The organism is Adlercreutzia faecimuris (assembly GCF_022669055.1).
Classification (GTDB): domain Bacteria; phylum Actinomycetota; class Coriobacteriia; order Coriobacteriales; family Eggerthellaceae; genus Enterorhabdus; species Enterorhabdus faecimuris.
In genome coordinates this window covers 38,088-59,576 of the sequence record NZ_JAJMLW010000003.1, presented here as the reverse complement: position 1 = coordinate 59,576, position 21,489 = coordinate 38,088, and the positions used below count along the sequence as shown (strand labels likewise).

General features: G+C 61.4%; 20 protein-coding genes. 13 read left to right on the top strand and 7 right to left on the bottom strand.

The features are described 5' to 3' along the window. Nucleotides 1-10 precede the first annotated feature (10 nt). The 12 genes from LPT13_RS08175 to LPT13_RS08120 all read left to right on the top strand — a co-directional run bounded on the left by LPT13_RS08175 (nt 11) and on the right by LPT13_RS08120 (nt 15,447). Complete coding sequence (locus tag LPT13_RS08175) at nt 11-559, top strand: hypothetical protein (RefSeq protein WP_242165475.1); 549 nt, start codon at nt 11-13, stop codon at nt 557-559. Further along, nucleotides 556-2,382 (top strand): VirD4-like conjugal transfer protein, CD1115 family, encoded by a 1,827-nt coding sequence (locus tag LPT13_RS08170; protein ID WP_242165472.1) that lies wholly within the window; start codon nt 556-558, stop codon nt 2,380-2,382. The genes LPT13_RS08175 and LPT13_RS08170 overlap by 4 nt, the downstream gene beginning before the upstream one ends. 190 nt (nt 2,383-2,572) lie before the next feature. After that, nucleotides 2,573-2,788, top strand: coding sequence for a hypothetical protein (locus tag LPT13_RS08165; protein WP_079535874.1), 216 nt, complete (start codon nt 2,573-2,575; stop codon nt 2,786-2,788). A gap of 15 nt (nt 2,789-2,803) precedes the next feature. Further along, nucleotides 2,804-3,262, top strand: a complete 459-nt coding sequence (locus LPT13_RS08160; RefSeq protein ID WP_242165470.1) for a PrgI family protein — start codon at nt 2,804-2,806, stop codon at nt 3,260-3,262. A gap of 97 nt (nt 3,263-3,359) precedes the next feature. Continuing rightward, complete coding sequence (locus LPT13_RS08155; protein WP_242165468.1) at nt 3,360-5,786, top strand: VirB4-like conjugal transfer ATPase, CD1110 family; 2,427 nt, start codon at nt 3,360-3,362, stop codon at nt 5,784-5,786. Further along, nucleotides 5,787-7,433: an NlpC/P60 family protein gene (locus tag LPT13_RS08150; protein WP_242165466.1), complete on the top strand. Its 1,647-nt coding sequence runs from the start codon at nt 5,787-5,789 to the stop codon at nt 7,431-7,433. 13 nt (nt 7,434-7,446) lie between these two features. Next, nucleotides 7,447-8,190: a hypothetical protein gene (locus LPT13_RS08145; protein ID WP_242165464.1), complete on the top strand. Its 744-nt coding sequence runs from the start codon at nt 7,447-7,449 to the stop codon at nt 8,188-8,190. A 5-nt stretch (nt 8,191-8,195) separates the two neighbouring features. Beyond that, nucleotides 8,196-9,200, top strand: coding sequence for a VirB6/TrbL-like conjugal transfer protein, CD1112 family (locus tag LPT13_RS08140; protein ID WP_242165462.1), 1,005 nt, complete (start codon nt 8,196-8,198; stop codon nt 9,198-9,200). Nucleotides 9,201-9,329: 129 nt separating this feature from the next. Continuing rightward, nucleotides 9,330-9,797 (top strand): DNA gyrase, encoded by a 468-nt coding sequence (locus tag LPT13_RS08135; RefSeq protein ID WP_242165460.1) that lies wholly within the window; start codon nt 9,330-9,332, stop codon nt 9,795-9,797. 11 nt (nt 9,798-9,808) lie between these two features. Then, nucleotides 9,809-13,576, top strand: a complete 3,768-nt coding sequence (locus tag LPT13_RS08130; protein ID WP_242165458.1) for a VaFE repeat-containing surface-anchored protein — start codon at nt 9,809-9,811, stop codon at nt 13,574-13,576. A 104-nt stretch (nt 13,577-13,680) separates the two neighbouring features. Continuing rightward, entirely contained in the window at nt 13,681-14,358 is a 678-nt protein-coding gene (locus LPT13_RS08125) for a class B sortase (protein WP_242165456.1), read from the top strand. Nucleotides 14,359-14,454: 96 nt separating this feature from the next. Beyond that, nucleotides 14,455-15,447 (top strand): hypothetical protein, encoded by a 993-nt coding sequence (locus LPT13_RS08120; protein WP_242165454.1) that lies wholly within the window; start codon nt 14,455-14,457, stop codon nt 15,445-15,447. A 59-nt stretch (nt 15,448-15,506) separates the two neighbouring features. On the opposite strand, the gene LPT13_RS08115 is transcribed toward LPT13_RS08120, so the two are convergent. Together LPT13_RS08115 and LPT13_RS08110 are read right to left on the bottom strand one after the other, a co-directional pair. Beyond that, nucleotides 15,507-17,003 (bottom strand): hypothetical protein, encoded by a 1,497-nt coding sequence (locus LPT13_RS08115; RefSeq protein WP_242165452.1) that lies wholly within the window; start codon nt 17,001-17,003, stop codon nt 15,507-15,509. Nucleotide 17,004: 1 nt separating this feature from the next. Continuing rightward, complete coding sequence (locus LPT13_RS08110) at nt 17,005-17,676, bottom strand: hypothetical protein (protein WP_242165450.1); 672 nt, start codon at nt 17,674-17,676, stop codon at nt 17,005-17,007. Nucleotides 17,677-17,816: 140 nt separating this feature from the next. Between LPT13_RS08110 and LPT13_RS08105 the strand changes: the two genes are divergently transcribed. Beyond that, nucleotides 17,817-18,125, top strand: a complete 309-nt coding sequence (locus tag LPT13_RS08105) for a hypothetical protein (protein WP_242165448.1) — start codon at nt 17,817-17,819, stop codon at nt 18,123-18,125. Nucleotides 18,126-18,240: 115 nt separating this feature from the next. Here the strand turns inward: LPT13_RS08105 and LPT13_RS08100 are convergent, their stop codons facing one another. The 5 genes from LPT13_RS08100 to LPT13_RS08080 all read right to left on the bottom strand — a co-directional run bounded on the left by LPT13_RS08100 (nt 18,241) and on the right by LPT13_RS08080 (nt 21,467). Continuing rightward, on the bottom strand, nt 18,241-18,450 hold the full coding sequence (locus LPT13_RS08100; protein WP_242165445.1) for a hypothetical protein: 210 nt from the start codon (nt 18,448-18,450) through the stop codon (nt 18,241-18,243). Nucleotides 18,451-18,514: 64 nt separating this feature from the next. Continuing rightward, on the bottom strand, nt 18,515-19,198 hold the full coding sequence (locus tag LPT13_RS08095) for a hypothetical protein (protein WP_242165443.1): 684 nt from the start codon (nt 19,196-19,198) through the stop codon (nt 18,515-18,517). A 56-nt stretch (nt 19,199-19,254) separates the two neighbouring features. Further along, a complete protein-coding gene (locus LPT13_RS08090; RefSeq protein ID WP_242165441.1) occupies nt 19,255-19,827 on the bottom strand; it encodes a hypothetical protein in 573 nt (190 codons plus the stop codon). After that, nucleotides 19,824-21,053 (bottom strand): relaxase/mobilization nuclease domain-containing protein, encoded by a 1,230-nt coding sequence (locus tag LPT13_RS08085; protein WP_242165439.1) that lies wholly within the window; start codon nt 21,051-21,053, stop codon nt 19,824-19,826. The genes LPT13_RS08090 and LPT13_RS08085 overlap by 4 nt, the downstream gene beginning before the upstream one ends. Nucleotides 21,054-21,056: 3 nt before the next feature. Then, on the bottom strand, nt 21,057-21,467 hold the full coding sequence (locus tag LPT13_RS08080; RefSeq protein WP_242165437.1) for a CopG family transcriptional regulator: 411 nt from the start codon (nt 21,465-21,467) through the stop codon (nt 21,057-21,059). Nucleotides 21,468-21,489: the final 22 nt, after the last annotated feature.

Here is a 21,489-nt window from a genome sequence, read left to right as displayed (position 1 = left end):
GGAGGACGACATGGCAAGCGATTTCGGAGACGAGAGCGGAGAGAAGCTCTTCGACTGGATGCTCAGGATGGGCCAGGACGCGAGCCAGGACGCTATCCTGGCGAGCGCCGAGAGGCTCAAGAGCGCCATCAGGAACCTGAGGGGCCAGATCGAGGAGCCCGCAGTTGAAGCGGAGCGCGAGGACGTGCGCGAGTACGCACGGCTCAACCTCTCGGAGTTCGAGGAGCTCCCCGACTACGCGACCCTGAAGGAGGTCATCGACGAGCGGCTCGCCGAAGCCGCGATCGAGCACGACTTCGTAGAGGTCGAGGGGCACGACCACCTTGTCTTCAAGGTGGCGGACGCCCCCGAGGTCGACGAGGCGTTCGGAAACCTTGAGCACGACGTCGATGCAGCGGCGGAGCGCGCCTGCGAGACGCGCGGGCGCGAGCTCACCGAGGAGCGCGACCAGGAGCCGCTGGAGAAGAAGGCCGAGGCAGCGAAGGCCGCATCCAGGGCGGCGCACGAGGCCAAGGAGGCGACGAGGCAGATCGAGAAGGTCGAGGTGAAGACCCGATGAAGTCGGAGCTCATCCTCATCGCGGCGCTATCGGGCGCGGCCCTCCTTTTCGGCAACGTCGCCACGGCCGCCGTCATGGCCGCAGGAAGCTCCGGGGCCGACCTCGTCTCCACGGCGATGGGCCTCGCGGCGCAAGGTGCGATCCCGTCAATGGACCCGCTGCCGCTCGCTATCGGGTGCGCCTGCGCGTGCGCCGTCTGGCTCGCATGGGTCAGATGGTGGGAGCGCAGGGGGCGCTACCGCAAGGGCGAGGAACACGGGAGCGCACGCTGGGCGACGGCGAAGGAGATCGAGGCGTACTCGGATCGGAAGGACGCCGACAACAACATCATCCTCACCAAGCAGGCGAGCATCCGCCTGATCGACACCGCCCACGACCAGAAGACCGAGACGAACGACAACGTGCTCGTCATCGGCGGACCCGGCACGGGCAAGACGCGCTACTTCGTGAAGCCGAACCTCATGCAGGGAAACGCCAACTACTTCATCACCGACCCCAAGGGCACGCTCATCCACGACATGGGCCACGTCCTCGAAGGGCTCGGATACGAGATCAAGACGTTCGACACCATAGACTTCGCAAGCTCCATGCACTTCAACCCCATCGCATACATCGACGGCGAGGCGGCGACGCTGCGCTTCGTGGAGTGCCTCATCAAGAACACCACCGGCGACAAGGACCATGCAGGGGACCCGTTCTGGGAGAACGCCGAGAAGCTCCTCTACACGGCCCTCGTCTCCTACCTCCTCTTGCACTGCCCTGAGGAGGACAGGAACGTGCCGGGGCTCCTGTCGCTGCTCTCGCTCGCGGACGCCCGCGAGGACGACGAGGACTACCTGAGCCCGCTCGACATGCTCTTCAACGAGCTTGAGACCGGAGAGAGGCTCGTGAGGAAGCCCTCGGCCAAGAAGTACGACCGCGCGTCCCGCGCGTTCGACAACGGCGCCGGAGGCTTCGAATGGGTGAAGGTGGCCGCGCCCGTGCGCCCCGAGGACGACTTCTCGCTCTCAAGCTACAAGCAGTTCAAGGTGGCGGCGGGAAAGACGCTCAAGTCCATCATGGTCTCCTGCAACGTGCGGATGAAGCCGTTCGACATCGCCGAGATGAGGGAGCTTCTGCGCTACGACGAGATGGAGCTCGACCGCATGGGCGACGCGCACAGGAAGGTGGCGCTCTTCTGCTCGATGTCGGACACCGACTCGACCTTCGACTTCGTGTTCGCGCTGCTCATGCAGCAGGCGCTCGACTCGCTCTGCGAGACGGCGCTCTCGCGCTTCTCGGGACGCCTGCCCAGATGCGTCCACTTCATGTTCGACGAGTTCGCCAACATCGGCACCATCCCGGACTTCGAGCGCATGATCACGGTCACGCGAAGCCGCAACATCGCGGTCTCGATGATCCTGCAGTCCCTCTCCCAGCTTGAGGAGTCATACGGGGAGAACAACGCCAAGACCATCATGAACGCCTGCGACACGCTGCTGTTCCTCGGGGGCAAGTCGACAGACACCAACCAGAAGATCGCCGACATGATCGGCAAGCAGACCGTCGCCAACATCACCGTGAACGACTCGCGGGGCGCGAACCCCACCTACACGCACAACTACGGCCTCATAGAGCGAGAGCTCATGCAGGCCTCCGAGGTGGCGAGGCTCCCGCGCGACGAGGCGCTCGTGCTCATAAACGGCGCGCAGGCGTTCAAGGACAAGAAGTACCCGCTTGAGACGCACCCGAGGCACGGGGCGCTCAAGGCCGCAGAGGATGCGGGGGCGTTCGACTTCAGGGCGTACCGGGCGAGAAGGGAGGGGGCGCTTATGGAAGCGTGAGTAATGGCTGCGACAGGTGCCTAGACCCAAGGGCCGGGGCAGAACCTCCAAGTACCGCGACCGGCCGTCGCAGCCGAGATGCAAGGGAGCACGCACGTGCCCCTCGATCCGAAATTCTACCATCAGCCCGCCGCCTGGAACCTCCAAGTACCGCAGGCGCGGGCGAATCGAGATGCAAAGGAACACCCACATGCTCGCAAACATCATCAGCCTCGTATCGGGCTGCGTGACCTTCCTCGGCGGCTTTCTGGTCGTCTGGGGCGCGGTCTCGCTCGGCCTCGCCATACGAGAGCAGCAGGGAGGCTCGCAAATTGCCTCCGCCATATCCACCATCGCTGGCGGCGCGATCATCATCGCCGCAGCGGTCTACTTCGGGATGCTCGACACGTCCTGGCTGCCCGCCTAAGGGAGGTGCCAGGCCATGTCGCTTCAGATCCCCATTCAGAAGGACATCGGCGAGTACGAGGAGAAGATCGTCGGGAAGCTCTCGTTCCGCACGCTCGCGTGCGTGGCGGGCGGCTTCGGGTCGGCGATCCTCGTGGCAGCGATATGCCACTTCTGGGTCGGCATAGAGGTCGCCGACGCGGCGTTTCCCGTCATGTGCGCCTCCATTCCCTTCTGGCTCGCCGGGTTCTGGCGGCCGTTCGGGATGCGCGCCGAGAAGTTCGCGCCCCTTCTGATCAACCACCACCTGAAAGACCAGAGGCTCCTCTACGAAAGCCCGCAGGACAAGTCGCTCCCGCGCATCGAGGCGGGAAGGCCCTCGCGCAGGGCGAAGAGGATAGCCAGACGAAAAGGAGCAGAGGCCAATGAGCCAACGAGAGAATGCGAAAAGTGCAAGGAAAGAGAGAACGAGCGACAAGGAGAAGCTCAAGGCTGAGAAGAGGCTCGCGAAGGCGCGCATCAGATCCGAACGCGCAGCGAGGGCCAAGGCCAGGCGCGAGAGGTCGGGCTCGGCGAGCTTCATAAAGCAGCTGATGGGCTCTGCCAGCAAGTCGGATAGATCCAAGAAGGCCCACGAGGAGAAGCTCAAGCGACAGAAGAAGGCGCGCGCCCAGGCGGGCGAGATCACCTCCTACATCGGCTACGACGCCATCTACAAGGACGGCATAGCCCAGGTAGAGGAAGGCCTCTTCTCGCAGACGATCGAGTTCTCGGACATCTCCTACCAGTCGGCGCGCCGCGAGAGCCAGCAGAACATCTTCACGGTGCTCTCCTCGCTCTACAACTACTTCGGGGCGGACTCCTGCGTCCAGCTCACGATCGCCAACGTCCCCATCCCCGACGAGGAGATCGGCAAGAAGCGATTCTTCAAGGCGTCCGATCCCGACACGGAGAAGTACGCCAAGGAGTACAACCAGATCTTGAACGACAAGATGCGCGAGGGGGTCTCGAACCTCACGCGCCACCGCTACCTCACCTACATGGTGGGCGCGGACGACGTCTGGGAGGCGGTGCCGAAGCTATCGCGCATCAAGGGCGACGTCATCGACACGCTCTCGCGCATCCGCTGCGAGGCGCACGCCCTGAACGGCACGGAGCGCATCGAGGCGATCCAGTCGCAGCTGCGCCCGAAATCCCCCTTCACCTTCACCTGGGACAAGGTGAGCCCCGTGTCGAGCACGAGGACGAAGGACCTCATAGCGCCAGCGCTCATCGACTTCAAGCCGCACGGCAGGGCCGACATCTTCCGGGTGGACGACACCTACGGCTGCGTGGTCTCCATCCGCACGTTCGGCTCGATGCTCGAAGACGACTACCTCGCCAAGATCATCGACCTTCCCATGCCGTTGTCGGTGAACCTGCATGTCCAGCCCATCGCGCAGTCCGACGCGCTCGCGCTCGTGAAGCGCCAGCTCGACTGGATGGACAAGGAGATCATCGACGAGCAGATGAGCGCGATGAAGAAGGGCTACGACTACACGATCCTTCCGCCGGAGCTCAGGTACTCGAAGGAAGAGGCCGAGGAGCTCCTGGACTTCCTTCGCAACAAGAACGAGCGCCTCTTCACCTACACCGGCCTCATCTACACCTACGCAGACACCGTGGATGCGCTTGAGCGGCAAGTTGACCAGATCGTGTCTATCGGGCAGGGCAACTCGCTCGGGATAGAGCCGCTCTACTATCGGCAGCGCCAGGCCCTGAACTCGGTGCTCCCCCTAGGCATGAACCACATCAACGTCACCCGCTACCTCACCACGGGCCAGATAGCCATGCAGATGCCCTTCGCATCGCTTGAGCTCAACCAGGAGGGCGGGGGCTACTACGGGCAGTCCAAGCAGTCCGGAAACCTCGTCATCTGCAACCGCAAGAAGCTCGCCTCCCCCATGGGGTTCGTCTGCGGCAAGCCCGGCTCCGGGAAGTCCTTCTCCGTGAAGCGCGAGATCACCAACACCGTGCTCGCCTACCCGGAGGACGAGATCATCATCTTCGACCCCGCCGGAGAGTACGGAAACCTCATCGAGGCGCTCGGCGGCGTGAACGTCCGGCTCGCCCCCGACGCCGACACCGCGCTCAACCCCTTCGACCTCTCAGACGTGGAAGGTCGCGCGGACGCCGCCCAGCTCGCGTTCAAGATCGACGCGTTCCTCGCGCTCTCAAGCGCGATGATGGCGGAGTCCTCAGAAGGCCTTCCCGAAGCCGACAAGTCGATCATCACGAGATGCGTGGAGGCGGCATATTCAAGATGCGCCGACGGGCGGGGCATGCCGACGCTGTCTGACTTCCACGAGATACTGAGCGGCCAGCCCGAGGCCGAGGCGCGAGACATTGCCCTTCGCTACGAGCGCTACGTCACAGGCGCGCTCTCCTTCTTCAACCGCCAGTCCAACGTGAGCTTCGACAACCGAACCACAAACATCGACCTGCACGACCTGTCCACCAACATGCGCGTGTTCGGCATGCTCACCGCGCTTGAGGCGGTGCGCAACAGGATGTACGCGAACTTCGAGCGGGGCATAACCACCTGGCTCTACATCGACGAGGTCCAGTCGCTCTTCGGGCACCCCACCATCATCGACTACTTCGCGAAGTTCTGGGCGGAGGGACGCAAGTTCAACCTCATCTGCACCGGCATCTCGCAGAACACCTCCCACATGCTCACCCACGAGCGCGCCCGCACCATGGTGCTGAACTCGGACTTCATGCTGCTGCACAAGCAGGCGAGCCAAGACCTCGCCGCATGGGCCGACATGCTCTCCCTCTCGGCAGCGGAAAAGGAGTACATCGACGAGTCAATCAAGGCCGGAGAGGGGCTGCTCGTCGCAGGAGGCGCGCGCGTGCCCATCCGGGACGACTTCCCTAAAGGCGCGCTCTACGACCTATGGAACACCAAGCCCGAGGAGATCGCGCAGCTAAAGCGCGCGCACCTCTTCGAGAACAACGCGAAGAGGGGCAGAGGGTAGATGGATCCGAGAGAACTCGACAAGGACCACTGCTCCATCGCCGACATCGTCACTGCGGATAAGGTCGACGCCGTGAGCTCGGGAATAGTGAAAGACGGCGAGAGCCAGAGCCTCTCCGCGCTCGCGGGCAGGGAGGACGCCCTCGGCATGCGAAGCCCCAAGATGGGCTCAAAGGGAAACACCCGCAAGGCAAGGTCGTCCGCCACCGCAGGCGCAGGCTCGAAGGCAGGCGAAGAGCAAGCTGCGGCACAGGAGCCTCCAGAGGAGGCGGCGCACGCGGCGGACGAGACCAACGGACGGCTCAAGGTGCGACAGGTCCTGGAGCGACAGGCGGTATCCGAGCTCGACGACACCGACGAGTTCGAGGGCGCGCAGGGCGCATACGACGCCGGAAAGGGTGCAAAGCGCGGCATCGCAGAGGTGCGGGAGCGCAAGGCAAAGGGAGCTGCGCGCGCATATAGGAGCGGCAAGGGCGCAGGGGCCGCGAAGGGCAAGAGCGCCGGTGCCGCAGGAGCGGGCAAGGCATCCCCGACTGCGACGGCCCCGGAGCGCGCTCGCGCGGCGCAAACGGTAACCCAGGCAGCAGGAGGTGCCGCAAAGACGGCGGCATCCGCATCGGGCAACACAGCCATCGCCGGTGCCGTCGGCGGAAGCGGGCTCGCGACCGCCGGAGGCGTGCTCGCCGGGATCATCGCCTTCGTGCTCGTCGCTCTCCTCGTCGGACAGATCGTGTCGGCGCTTTTCGGGTTCTGGGACGCCGAGGACAAGAAGCGCTCCATGGAGGGGCTTCCGCCCTACATCACCTACGAGATGGTCGAGGAGGCCATCCGCTGCCAGGAGGAATACGGGCACCCCGCCGGGTGCACGATCGCGCAGATCATCTGCGAGTCGGGTCAGGGAGAGACCATGAGCCAGCTCGCGACGCGCGACCACAACCTCTTCGGGATGAAATGGGCGTCGTCTTTCGCCTCAGCACCGGAAGTGGCGGGCAAGGCCGGGTGGACAACGCATGAGGAGTACACGCCCGGGCAGGTATCCACGATCACCGCCTACTTCACGGTCTTCAAAGGGGACGTCGAGTGCATACGCTTCAGGAGCCGGGTGTTCCTCCAGGCCGCCCACTACAAGAACAACGCCCTCATAAGGCAGGCCATCGCCGAGCACTCCTCCGACAAGATGGCTGAGGGACTCAAGGACGCGGGATGGGCGACGTCGTCGTCCTACGTCGAGTCGCTCAAGGCGGCGCTCGACGCGTACAACCTGCGCAGGTTCGACTCGATGACGGTCGAGGACCTTGAGAGCGGCGCGCTCTCGGCCGACGCCATCATCGCCGCCGCCTACAGCCAGCTCGGCGTGCCCTACGTGTGGGGCGGCACAACGCCGGGCGTGGGCCTCGACTGCTCGGGGCTCACGCAGTACTGCTACCGGCAGGCGGGCATCATGATCCCGCGAAACTCCGAGGACCAGGCGGCGTTCGGCCGCAAGGTCCCGGTGTCTCAGGCAACGCCAGGCGACATCCTGTGGAGGCCTGGGCACGTGGGCATCTACATCGGGGACGACCGCTACATCCACGAGCCGCATTCGGGCGCGGTCTGCACGATTACAAGCGGCGCGTCGTATTTCACGAGCGCCATAAAGATCAGATAGGAAGGAAGAGGAAATGTCGAAGAAGAGCAAGCTCATGCTCGCAGCCGCCGTCATCGCCGTGCTGCTTTTGGTCGGGTCGGGCGTGGCGCGCTGCTCGCTCGCCCGCGAGGACGTCGAGGGCACGAATTCTGCCATCGAGGCCGTCGAGAAGGAAGAATCATCTGCGTCCCACCAAGGCGCTCCGGCAGAAGAGCACGCGGATATGACGACAGGCCTGGAGGCGCTCGTCGGCACCTCCTGGACGGGCATAGAAGACCCGACCTACACGCTCTCCATCGTCAAGGGCGCGTTCGTCGAGGCGAAGGACGGCCAGACGAGCGTCACCTACTGGACGCTCGATACGGAGGAGGCGACCGACACGACCGTAACGGCGACCGTGCTCGCCTCGAAGTCGCTGACCGAGGCCGCGAGTCCCTCTCTCGTAACCGTGGCCATCGAAGGCGCTGACACCGTTTTGAGAACTGACGCGCTCGCATGCTCGTACAAGAAGGTGCTCCTCGGCGAGAGGACGCTCTCGTTCACGGGCGTGACCTCCAAGCTGGAGGAGGCCATGGGGGTAGAGGCCGCCAAGATCGAGGCGGCCGTGTCCGCGCGGGCTGCGGCGGTATCGCCCAACGCCAGCCGTGCCATCTGGGACGCCGAGGCGTGGATAGACTACGCGAACGGGGCTGCGACCACGACCTTCACGCTCGACGACGGCGCATCGACCATGATCTCGGTCACGCGCGCATCCGACGGCACCATCGAGGCGCTCTGATCCGCATGCAGAGGATAGGAAACCTCGTCTCAAGCAGGCGGTTCATACTGGCCTTCGCGGCCACCCTCGCGCTGCTCTCGGCGCTCCTCATCCCGACGCACTTCGCATGGGGCTCGATCGCGGACGACATCAACGCATGGCTCTGCGGGGTGCTGCGCGACTGGTGCAACTGGATCTTCGCGGCGCAGACCGACGTCATGCGATCGCTCGGCGCGAACGGCGTGCTCTCGGCCCCCTTCGAGACGATGCTCACGAGCGCTGGCGACGTCTCCATGTACGACATCGCGCGCGGCGTCTGGCAGGTCGCGGTGCTGCCGATAGGATGCGGGGTGCTCGGGCTCGTGTTCACCTTGAAGCTCATAGAGATCTCGCAGCGCATGGACGGCAACCAATCCTTCCCGGGCGTGAAGGAGGTCGTGTTCCTCCTCGTGTTCTTCGCGGTGTTCCTGTTCCTGATCCAGCACTCCTTCGACCTCATGGCGGCGATCTACGAGGTGATAGGTCTCGCGATCGACCGCGTGGAGGGCCTCTTCGGGACGGGCGGCGCCCTCGACATGACGGCGGTGTCCATCGTGACCGGCGACGACGACCTATCGGCGCTCTTGGCTCTCCTGATAGTCGCGGTCATCAGCTGGCTCGTCGTCCTCATCGCCTACATCGTTGCGCTCGTCGTCTGCTGGGCGCGAGCGATACAGCTCTACATCATGGCGGCCTTCTCGCCGATACCGCTGGCGTTCCTGGGCTTCGACCAGACGCGCCAGATCGGGCTCGGGTACCTGAAGAGCTTCGGGGCGGTCTGCATAGCAGGCCTCATCATCCTGATCCTGCTCATCAGCTTCCCCGTGATCCTGGGCGGCATCGTCGCCGTGAACCCGGGGACGGGAACGCCCATCGACGCCATCGCTAACGGGCTCACCTACGCGCTCCAGTACCTGGCCATGTGCATCCTGCTCGTGCTCTCGCTCGTGAAGAGCGGTGCCTGGGCGCGCGACATCGTGAGCGGCTTCTGATGGAGGAGACGACCTGAGAGGAGGTGGTGCCTATGGAATCGGGCGGAAAACGGTAAGGCAGTAGGGCGCGGTGAACCTCCAAGCAACGCCGCACCCAGAGATCGACAAGAGATGCAAAGGAGCACTCACATGGAAGACAACAAGAAGAACGTCTACATCACGGTCCACAAGAACTTCGTGAGGGAGAACATCGAGTACCCCGACCGCAAGACCGGCGAGACCAAGACGTTCAACTCGGTGACGCTGCCGAAGGGCACCATCATCGACGGAGTGGACGTCAGCTACTACCAGTTCACGCCCCTGTTCGTGAACCCCTCACGCTTCAAGGGCGAGAACTTCCGCGACATCCCGCTTCTGGCGGACAAGGAGGTCTGGCTCAAGAAGGACGCGCTCGACGCCGACGGGAACCCCGTCCTCGACGAGGACGGGAAGCAGGTCAAGGACATCGTCAAGGTCATGCCAGCGCAGCTCAAGGAGGCGATCAACAAGGGCCGCGAGGCCTACCTCGCCTCGCTCGACGACAAGGCGAAGGACGCCCGCGAGGCATCGGCCAACCAGGACCGCGAAGCTCGCCACGCCGAGCCCGTCGCGCGCTAAGGAGGTGGAAGATGAAAGAGTTCACAGAAGCAGCGATCGCCTCGAAGGTAGTGCGCTGCATGCTCGCCGCGCTCATCGCCCTGACATCGGCGCTCGGGGCGCTCGGCGTGCAGGGCGAAAGCGCCTATGCCGCCGAGAGCGCGAACCTGACGACTGGCGGCAAGATCCCATACGGCGGCTACTCCACCACCTGGATGGAGGCCGACGGCGAGATGGCCTATTGCGCCGACCCCCAATCGGCGACGCCCTCGCCGGGCAACTATGCCAAGAGCCCCATCAGCGCCCCCTCCGGGCGCAGCGCCGAGGTGGTGGCGGACCTCTGGTTCGCCTACGGCAGCCCCGGGTTCGATGCGAGCCTCTGGCCGGACAAGTGGTACGACGGCACCGAGATGACCTCTGCCCGCTACGCGGCCTGCGCCCACATCCTCGTGTCCGACACGTACACCTCCGACGGCTCGTACGCGCTCTACGGCTGCAACGCCGACTTCAAGAGCTGGGCTAGGAAGAACGTCATCGGGTTCGGCACCGACGGAAGCATGATCAACTCGAACGCATCGGGACGCCTCATCGCCGCGAGGACGGCAGAGGTTCCCTCGAACTTCGAGGCGTTCCAGCTCTACACCGGTGCTGGCACCCAGATCATCCTCTCGTTCAAGTACACCCCCTACGGCAACATCGACCTTGTGAAGGTCACGGCCAACGAGGAGATGTGCGAGGGCAACCCGCTCTACTCCGTTGAGGGCGCGGTCTACACCGTGTACCGCAACTCGGGCCTCACGGACATTGCGGGCTCCATCACGACCGACAAGGACGGATGGGGCATCCTGGAGGAGCTTGAGCCGGGCGACTATTGGGTGAAGGAGACCAAGCAGGCACCGGGGCATGCGATCGATCCGACCGTGTACCCGGTGAAGGTGGCCTCGGACGAGACGACTCGCGTGAACGGTCAGACCGTCTCCGACATCCCGCAGTCAGACCCCGTCGGCATGCTCGTCGGCAAGGTCGACGTCGATACGGGAGAGAGCCGCCCGCAGGGCGACGCCACGCTCGCGGGAGCCCTCTTCACCGTCCGCTACTACGCGGGCGACTACGCCGATGCCGATGCGGCAGAGGCATCCGGCGCACCCGCGCGCACCTGGGTGTTCGAGACCGACGGGGACGGCTTCGCCTACCTCGCCGACGAGTACAAGCACTCGGGAGACGCGCTCTACTACCAGACCAACGGAGACGCCTCCATCCCGCTCGGCACCGTTCTCATCCAGGAGACGAGAGCCCCGCAGGGCTACAACCTCGATGACGGGCACGGCGGGGAACCCAAGGTGTTCTGCGTGCGCATAACCCCCGACGGCGCTCAGGGGGAGTCCGTCTACACCTACAACTCTCCCAAGGTGCCCGACACCATAAAGCGCGGCGACTTCCGCCTCGTGAAGGAAGTGCCAGTAGAGATCTACGACTCTCCTAACGGCGACATGCCGCAGGAGGTCAAGCGCGTACTCGTGCCCGGGGTGAAGTTCGAGCTCTACAACGACTCCGAGGAGGCCGTTCTCTCGCCCGAGACCGGCAAGCTCGTCGAGCCCGGCAACCGCGTGTGCACCATCACGGTGGATGAGAACGGACTCGCCACTACCAAGGATGACAACGCCGACGTGAACGGCTGGTCCAAGCCCTCCGACTGGACGGGAGCGCTCGCATACGGAACCTACCGTGTCCACGAGGTGATCCCGCAAGACGTGGCGGATGCCTTCAAGGCGAAGTGGGGAAAGACGCTCCTTCCCGTGGAGGACTGGAAGACCACGATCCGCGAGGAGGGCCAGTACGACCCGCCGCAGCTCGTGAGCGACCGCATCCCGCAGACCCCCCTCAAGGTCGTGAAGGTCGACGCCGAGACTGGCAAGCAGGTTCCGCTTCCCGTGAGCTTCCAGCTTGAGGACGCGAGCGGCAACCTCGTCACCTACACCTCCCATTACCCCGTGGCCGAGACCATCGACACCTGGACGGCCAACGAGCGCGGCGAGCTGACGTTGCCGATGCTGCTCGAAGAGGGCGATTACACGCTCAGAGAGGTCCAGGCACCCCACGGCTACGTGAAGGAGCTTGAGGGCAAGGCGTTCCATGTCGGCGAGGCCTACAACGGCTGGGAGAACCCGCTCGTCATCGAGTTTGCGAACGCTCCCCAGAAGGCGACCATCACGGTCGCCAAGACCGACTCCTGGACGGGAGGGGCCGTGGACGAGTCCGTCTACATCGTGAAGGCGGCGGAGACCATCCAGACGCCCGAAGGCACCATCCGCGCGCACGAGGGCGAGATCGCGGCCACCCTCACGACCGGCGATGACGGAAAGGCGACCACGCCCGAGCTCTACCTCGGCACCTACACGATCTACGAGGCCAAAGCCAAGGACGGCTACGCGCTCGACATCGTCGAGAAGACCGTGGCTCTCGAATATGCGGGCCAGGAGGTGGCCGTCTACGACCACGAGGAGGCCGTGACCGACACGCCCACCGACCCCGAGATCAAGAAGGTCGACGCGCTCGATCCCGACAAGCCCGTAGCGGGAGCCGTGTTCCATGTCTGGAACGACGAGGGAAACTTCGACGAGGAGACGACTACCGATGAGAACGGGGCCATATCGCTCGCCTACGCGAAGCACGGAAGCTACCACATCCAGGAGGTTGCGGCGCCCGAAGGCTACGTGATCGCCGACCTTGACGAGGAGGGAAACCCGACCGTCACCGACTTCGCGGTGAACGACCAGGGCATGATCGAGTGGGACGAGAGCGGTGCCATGGCGCAGACGCACGAGTTCACGCTTGAGAACATGCCCAAGACCATGAAGACGACCGCCACGGATTCCGAGAGCGGAACCCACGAGGGGCAAGCCCGCGAAGAGCTCACCATCGTGGACACCATCGCATACACGGGCCTCTTCCCCGGAAACGAGTACACCGTGAGCGGAACCCTCATGGACAAGGCAACGGGAGAGCCCGCGCTCGACGATGAGGGCAATAAGATCACGGCGTCCACCACGTTCACGGCAGAGGAATCCTGCGGCACTGTAGACGTAATCTTCACCTTCGCGGGCATGGGCCTCGCAGGCAAGTCGCTCGTCGCGTTCGAGACGATGGAGTTCGAGGGGTACGAGTACATGGTCCATGCCGACATCGACGACGTGGAGCAGACGGTCGCCATAGTGGACATCGCCACCCAGGCGCGCGACGCCGAGACCGGCACCAACGTCGGCACCATCGGCGAGCACGTGAAGCTCATCGACACGGTTGCCTACACCGGGCTCGCGCCTGGCAGCACCTACAAGCTCTTCACCATGCTCATGGACAAGGCGACCGGAAACCCGCTCACGGGCGATGACGGCCTCCCTGTCGTGGGAACGACCGAGTTCGTGCCCGAGACCCCGGACGGCACCATCGACGTCGAGGTCGAGATCGACACGCGCGAGCTCGCAGGCCACGACATCGTGTTCTTCGAGAAGCTCGCGGACGCACAGGAGAACATCGTCGCCACCCACGAGGACATCGACGACGACGGCCAGACCGTGAGCTTCCCCGAGCCGGAGCCCGTGCCTGAGCCCGAGAATCCTGGAAAGGGATACCCGAAGACCGGAGCGTTCGCGGAGGTCGATCCCGTCACGGCCAGCGTCGCGGTGATCCTGCTCTGCGGCATCGCCGGTGCGACCTATGCCTACGTCCGTCGCTCCCGCAAGCAGACCGACGCCATCGAAAAGATAGAAGAGGAAGCGCTGACGGCAGCCGACGAGGATTAAACCGACCCTTCGCGCAAGCGACAGGAATCTTAGACGGGAGCTAAGACAGGCAGGGTGGGGCGCTCGATGGGCGTCCCACCCTTTTTCGAAACAAGGAGCAAAAGATGAAGAGAATCAGAAAGGCGGCAAGGGTCACGAGCGTGATCGTAGCTGCCATCCTCACGGCACTCGCCGTCACCGTCTTCTGCGCGCCGGAAGAGGACCGCGTAGCGCTGATCGATGCGTTGGAAAGCGTGAGCGACCGGGAGGAACCCGGAAGGCAGATCGATTGGGACAGCCTCCCTGCAGAGATCATCGCATGGGTGGAAGTGCCCGGCACGGGAATAGACGAGCCGATCGTGCAGGCCACGCCCGATTCCCCGAACGCATACCTCCACAGAGACGTGTTCGACCAAGGGGCGTACGGGACGCCCTACATAGACTGTGATTGCACGATAGATTCCAGATTCGTCGTGGTCTACGGCCACCATATGTCCGACGGAACTACGTTCGCAGAGTTCGCCGACTTCGTCGACGAGGGGTTCGCCCCGGAACACAGTCGCATCATCGTCTACAAGCGAAGCGGCGAGACGCTTGAGCTTGAGGTCTGCGCGGTAGACATCGTGAACGCCAGCAATGAGAGATTAGTGATCGATCAGGAGGAGGGCTTTGAGGAGATTGTCGGAACGCCGGATTTGCAGCTAACAGATACATACGACGCAAGCCAGCTCTTCGCTTTTACCACCTGCTCCTATCAAACATGGAATTCTCGGACGATCGTCTACGCGCAAATAGCCAATTAACGATGCTGAAACCCGAAAACCGTATGTACCATTATCGCCCAGCTCAACATCAAAACCACTGATACCATTGAAATGCCAATACATTAAGGAGGGCTTATGAAAAGCAAAATTGTGGCTTGCGGTCTAATGGCTGCTTTGGCGTGTTTTGCGCTTACTGGGTGCGACAACACGCCTCCAGAAATAGTTGGGCTTGACGAGGAAAACGTAGAGGTGATGTGCGGGACAGAGTTCAACCTCAACGACTACATTAGAGACAACATCGAAGGCGTCACCGACGAAACGGATGACGGGACTAAGGAATATGGTCTTGACGAACTAGATTACAGCATCACCTGCGATGGCGATATCTACGATAGCGAGACCGGCGCAATCGATACTGGGGAATTCGGCGATTACAATGTGACCTTGTCGGTTAAAGACGAAGCCGACAACGAGGCAAGCAAGTCGTTCACGTTGACGCTCAATCCAATAGAGGTTCAAAAAGGATTCTATGTATACAAGCAAGAGTTCAGCGACAACTTCGATTTGATGGGCTATGCGAGCTTTGAAAACAAATCGAGAGTCCCCATCGATATCGATGAGGTTGAATTCCAGTACTTCGACAAAGACGGCGTGACGATCACAGGAACGGATATGGTCGACTTGGCACCCAAGTACTTAGCAGGGTCGCAAACCGGATACGCCATGGATACGTTTTCGGGCACAAATGCGACTCTGACAGCCGAGGACGAAGTTCAGGAAATCCAAGTCAACATCGATTACAGCAGAGCTGCGTCTGAGGACGAAACCACTTTGGAGGTTGGCGAGATTACTCGTATCGACAACTATCAATACGACACTACCCATTTCGCTGCAGAAGCCGTTTTGACAAATCCGCATAACAGGGATGCCGAATACTACACATTCCTCGTAGGCATGTATGATGCTGAAGATAAACTGATCGCTGTCACGAACAGCTTCGATACCACCCCCATCAACGCTGGCGGGAAGGCCAGAGTGACAGCCGGATGGCTTCCAGATTCACGACTCAAGCCAGATGCTACTGTCCGAATGCAAGGAGCGGCCTGCGTTACAAAGTTCGCAGACTAAGGCACGAAAGTCGGTATAACGATCTAAGAGCCGGGAGATTTCCTCTCGGCTCTTTTGCGTTAGTGAGAGTCGATATAGCCTACCTTGCCGAATCCGATAACGCCTCGTTTCGGAAAGCTAATTCGGTAAGTATCGACAGACGTCGGATCGAGGCGCAAGACATCTGGAGAAAACTTATCGATAGAGGCTGAATCTGGCATGAACCTCTCATACTCGAAAACCTCGATGCCTAAAGACTCAAGTGTGGATTCCGGTAGTTCGTAATCTTGGTCGACGATTCCAAAAAAGGTAATACCCTTTTCGACAGCGAACGACATGAGCAAGCTTTGCCCAGCGTTGTATGTAATGCCCCCCACTGCGGAGCCGACGAAGCTGCCCAGCAAGTATCCGATCATCGGGACCATCGGAAGAGCAGCTTGGCCAACAGCGCCTCCCGCCAACGCGACGGCAGAGACGAAAGTATCCCTGACGACGGCATCGGCGAACTCGCGATTGCCCATCTCTCCTTTGGCCACCTTCACGCCGTTTCTGATTGCGTTCACAGCGACCACGGTGGCGCTGGCGACGATGGAGGGATTAAGGTCTTTTGCGGATTCGCCAAGAAGGCCCGAATGCATCGCCTCTACGATCGCGGAGCTGATGCTTCCTGTTACAAAAGCCGCACCGCTATTCGTCGCCAAATCCGTTCCTGAATCTTGAAGCCGATCCAGGTCTACCTCGCCAGTTGCGACCAATTCCTCCACACAGGAGACAAGGAGCGGCCCCGCCTTCAGAACCGCCGCTATCATCGCGGCAGACATGCCCGCCTTAATAGAAGACGCCAGAATGTGCCTTGCCTTTATCATCTGGTCCATGGAGATACCATAGTCTTCGAGATTGAGATTGCCTTCTTTGGCTTCCCGTGCAATTTGTTTTGATTCCTCGCGAGCGAATGATTTCGAGGCGACGCCCCTCCGATCCTCAACGACCTCGGTGAGGTTCTCCTTGGTCTCCACATATCGCCGTGCATTCGACTTTCTCGTTACGGATTCCTTCGCAGCTTTCCTATCCAGAAAAAGCTCAGCATCCGCTGTCTGGTCTTTCGGTATGACGCGCCCCATGCCCTTGTATATCGGGCTGTTGGGGTCTACGTCACCCTGGGCGATGACATGTGCGGCACCTGCTTTCGTGGATGGATTATTAGAGGCCTCCCGATAGGTCACCGACTGAGCTCTTGCGCTCTTCGCCCCGTCGGCATAGAACTTGACTTGGAATTCCTCTCCCGTGTTCAGCACGATATCCGGAGAAGCGAAAGAGGTGACCCTCGGGACAGTCGCACGGTTTTCGGACTCGGACAAAATCGCATCGATGTTGAATGTATGCGCGAGCAGATATTCGGCAATATCGCCGCTAAGAAAATCCACCGATTTGTTGGTGCCTAGCACCTCTATCGCCTCGGCTAGGGCAGCGATCTCCTCCTCGGCCAACACGATGCGCTCTGCGGAGCCGTTAGCCGCAATCTGAGCACCAGCGTTCTGCGCAAAGTATTCAAATCCCTCGACGAATCCCGCATCCATCTTACTCGCCCAAGAACTCCGTCAGCCCATCCATATACAATATCAGGGTCAAAAGCGAGTACTGCTGATCCTTCGCTTCGGCGGCCTGAAGCATATCGCCCGCTTTCGCCAGAGCCTGACCGGCCATGTTCACCGCAGCTTGTCCATGGATTGCGGCAGCGGACGCAACCCCGAGAACAGGCGAAAGGAAGGCCAAGGGGACAGGAAGCAGGGCGATGGCGTCATCTGGCTTCGCTTGCTGGTTTTGCTGCTCGGCTTCAGACGGGCTGAAGTGAAGATCGAGCTCCTTCTTGAAGGTCTTGCCGTATTTCTCGCAGAGCTCCTTGAATTCGCCGTAGTTGTCCTTGTTGAGGCTCCCGTCATCTACGAGCATATATGCCTGCGAGCCCAGCCAACCGTAGCTCATTCCGACGGCATAGAACTTGACGTTCATATTACTACGGGCTTCTCTGGCGCTCTCGTTGTCGCCGATGAAGAGAATATGGTTAGTTGATTTCAGGCAATTGAAATTGTCCCTGTAGTGCTTTTCGTCCCAAACGACGGCATCGACCGAGCCGTCCTTCGTTCCAATCTGCTTGTCATCAGAATCGTCGAATGCGCTTATCAGTTGCTGCAGGTAGGTTGCATATTTCCTGTCAGACTCATTGCTGACGATAATCAAAGTCTTCTTCATCTAATCCTCCAGTTTTATCATAGAGACAATTGTATTCCAGATATCAGCGGAAGACCGATGCAGCTCGGTATAATGCATGGCAACCATATCAGTCACTATGCTATCGGATCTTACATCGTGACGCTGTCCCATAAAGGGACATGGCCTACAAGAGAACGCTGGGCAAGTGGCAGGACATGAGCGAAGAAGACACAAGAAAAGCTCAGATAGAGCAAGAGGCCATCGAATTCAGCGAGAGATTGGCTATCGAGAACCCTGGTATGTACGAGATTGACGAGATGAAAGAACTGATAGAGCGCCATGACAAGGCAAAAGAGACTACGGACAAAGCGATCAGGGAAGACTTCGCATCAATGCCACTAGCTCTGCAGGAGAAAATGAGAGAGATGCTCAAAGCCTCGGATATCTCTAACGAAGTGTGGCGGGATATTTTCGGTGAGGACTTCTGATCTACCGTCCCGAAGATTAGCTAGCAGTTAATGAAATCGAACTGGTTGTTGGCTATTCTTTGGATCAAGGGAGCCGGATGTGCGACTGGCCAGACTACCGGCTCCCGGCTCTATGCTAGATCCCCGGGTAGGAAATTTCCCATTCTTCCGGGCATTTAGACACAATACTTTCGATATCGCCTTTCAGCACGTTCGCAAGCATCTGGCACATACAGTAATCGTTGGATTCGGTGCCCACGTGCGAGAGCGCTTCGGCCACCCCAGAGATGCTTGACAGCGAGTTCCGAAGCTGATCCTGGAAACATAGCAATTCCGCATCGGTCATAAATGTACCTTTCCTTTGCGTAAATAATGCAGCTTTACATTTGAGCAATGTTAGCCCTTGGGGTCTATTCCCAGTGCCCTCCTACGACCTTTGTTTCCCAATGTCCTTCTTCCGGATGGCTCACAGTTTCGTATCCGGTGATCTCGCGGCGCATCTCGCTATGGTGCCCCGACCCCTCGCCAGCCTTCATATGGGCCTTCGCATGAGCTGAGACGTTGCCCGTGACGTCCTGGCCGCAAATGTTGCAGATCGAGACCTCGACTGTGGAATAGACGGGGACGCTCTCGGTCCATGCGGCCTTGTCCACGACCCAAATCTGCTCGGTGTCCTCGACCCACTTCCTCTGCGATGCGCTCTGTGCAGGGGCGGAGCCATCTGGCTTGCTCCTGCTCTTAGATTCGGTGCGCGAAGAGTCGGAGACTGGTTGCTCCGATGCCGCAACAGCCAGATCGGCAGAGTCATCATCTTCATTCGAGGTCGTCTCATCTTCTGAAGCCTCGATGGCCTCTGCTTGTTGTGCGAAAGAGCCCTCTTCAGCCTCACTGCCCTCGACAACCTCCGGAGCTTCGATGCCCTCGATGGCTCCGTCTGTAGCGTCTGCGACGGCGCGGTTTGCACCGATTTCCCCTGCGCTTACGTCTCCCGAGCAGGACACGAGCGCGATGCACAGAGCCAGCATCACAGCCAGGATGGCGCAGGCTGCCGCTAGCTTTCCCTTGTCGCTTCTGGTCAACTCGCTGAACTTCATCTATCTCACCTTCCTACATGAAGCGGAACACCGCTTTGATAAGCCAACGCACGAAACTACCAACCAGCTTCATCCATATCGCCCCATTCCTCAGCCAACTCGTCCTCTTGCTTCTCCCGCACCGAGCTCTCCGCTTCGACCGAGGAGATGACGGCGTCCACCACATCTGCCGGGATTCCCGGCACTTTCGGGCTCGGCTCGCTCGTCATCCTCTTGAGATACCCGTAGAGCTCTGCGATCCTTGCGTGCAGCCCCTTCGACGAGCTCCCGATGCACTCGTAGGCCGCCTCGTCGAACGCTTGCAGATCCACGAGCTCTCCGAACACGCGCTTCATGATCGCCTCGCCGTCCACCACGACGAGCTCCACGTGCCCGAGCTCATCGGCATCGGCAAGGAGGAACTCCCATCCGCGCCTGCGCCTGGCTGCTGGCACCTGGTCGTCGTCACTTTCCATCTTCTCCGCCTGGTAGCTGTGGGCGGCCATCCAGAGGCCGCCATCTCCTAAGGTGTCGAAGCGCACCTCGAAGTTGGTGAGCATGTTCGACTTGCCTAGAGGCGTTGCCGAGGTGAACGTCGCCGTGTCGAAGACGTCGAGCCTCTGGTCGTCGTATGTGACCTTCACTATCATCTGTCGCTCCTCTCTCGGTTGCGCCTCTGTTCGGCCTCCTGCGTCCTTGGCGCGTGCTGGTGCTGGTTTCCGCGCCGTCTCGTCGATGCCGGGGCGGATTCGCTTCTGCTCCTGTGCGTCATGAGGTTGTTCTCGGCTACGTAGATGCGCGCCTCGGCCAGACGCCTGAAGCCCTCGCTGCCCAGCTGATCCCTGCGGGCGAGGGTGGCCGCCCTCGCATCGAAGTCCTCCAGGTATCGGATATCGAACTTAGCGCACGTCTCAAGGACGGCAGAGAGGCTTGAGAGGTCCTGAAGGTCGTTCAGCTCCACGGCGCTCACCGCGCGGCGGCGTATCTCGCCCTCGGTCCTGCGCTCGGGGTGGTAGGCCGACTGCCTCTCGAACCGACTCCTCAGCATCTGTTTGCCGAAAGTGAAGCCGAGCCTCTCGCCGGACACCTTCTTCGTCGACTCGTCGGCGAAAGAGAAGATCCAGTCGTCGCGCCGTGCCTTCGACGAGTTGTCGGCCACGTCGATGCCGAGGCGGCGCAAGGCTTCCATGAAGTCGGCCTCGCTACGGGAGGTGTTCTTCGCGAGCGCCACGCGCGCCCTGATGTCGCCCACCCAGGAGTAGTTGCCGGACCGCATGATCTCCTTCTCTGCGCGCCCGAAGTAGATGCCCTGGCGCGTACGGGACGTTTTGGGCTCTGCGCTCTTCTGCGACCTCTCGGGCATCACGTTCGAGAATCCCGTGAGCCCCCGGTCGCGCGCCATGTCCTGGAGCGCCCGGTTCAGATCCTCGGGATGCTCGGTCTGCATGCGGTAGCCGGTCTTCAGGTTCACGTTGTTCACGACAACGTGCGCGTGGGGGATGCGCCCCTCGTTGTCCTCGTGGTAGACGATCGCTACCTCGTGATCCGGGAAGTACACACCTACCCATGCCTGCGAGAGCTCGCGCAGGGACGCGAGGTCGATGCGGTCCTCCGGGTCGGGCGAGATGACGAAGTGCTTGAAGGTGCGCGCCTTGAGCCCGCGCCACTCGGAGTTGGTGCCGTAGGCCTCCCTCGTGGCGTCCATCTCCGCGTCCCAGTCGACGAAGATCGCGCTCTGGCCGCGGTCTTCGCACACCCACTCTCCGTCGAGCGGGAGGTTCAGGACGTCGCGGCCGATGGCGCGGTTCTTCTTCTCCAGGTAGCGCCTGATGCCCGCCACCGAACCGTGTCCCGATATCGGCTTCAGGATCGGCATCGCTCACGCCTCCATGATGGTCGCGCACTGGATGCGCGCCAGCTCGTAGACGATCCGCTCTGCGTTCTCGTTCACCGCCGCGAGCTCCGTCTCGATGGTCTCGGCCTTGGGCGCGATGAGCTCGGTTGTGGCCTTGCCGTGGACGATGTAGTAGTTGATCGAGTTCATGGCATGCACGGCCTGGTTGTAGTGGTAGCCCCAGCGCGTGAGCTCCCGCGACATCTGGCGCATCGTCTTCCTGTCGATGACGACGCCGTCGGGGATCTCTCCCTTGGCTGCCTCGGCGAGCATGGGGATGCGGATAAGGTAGCGCAGGTACTTCGACTGCGTGAGCTCCGACTCACGGCAGCGCTCTACGAGCTTCTGGTAGTCGTCCTCTGCGAGGCGGAAGCTCAAGGTCCTGGTCTTGTTCATGGGGTTCATAGGAATACCTCCT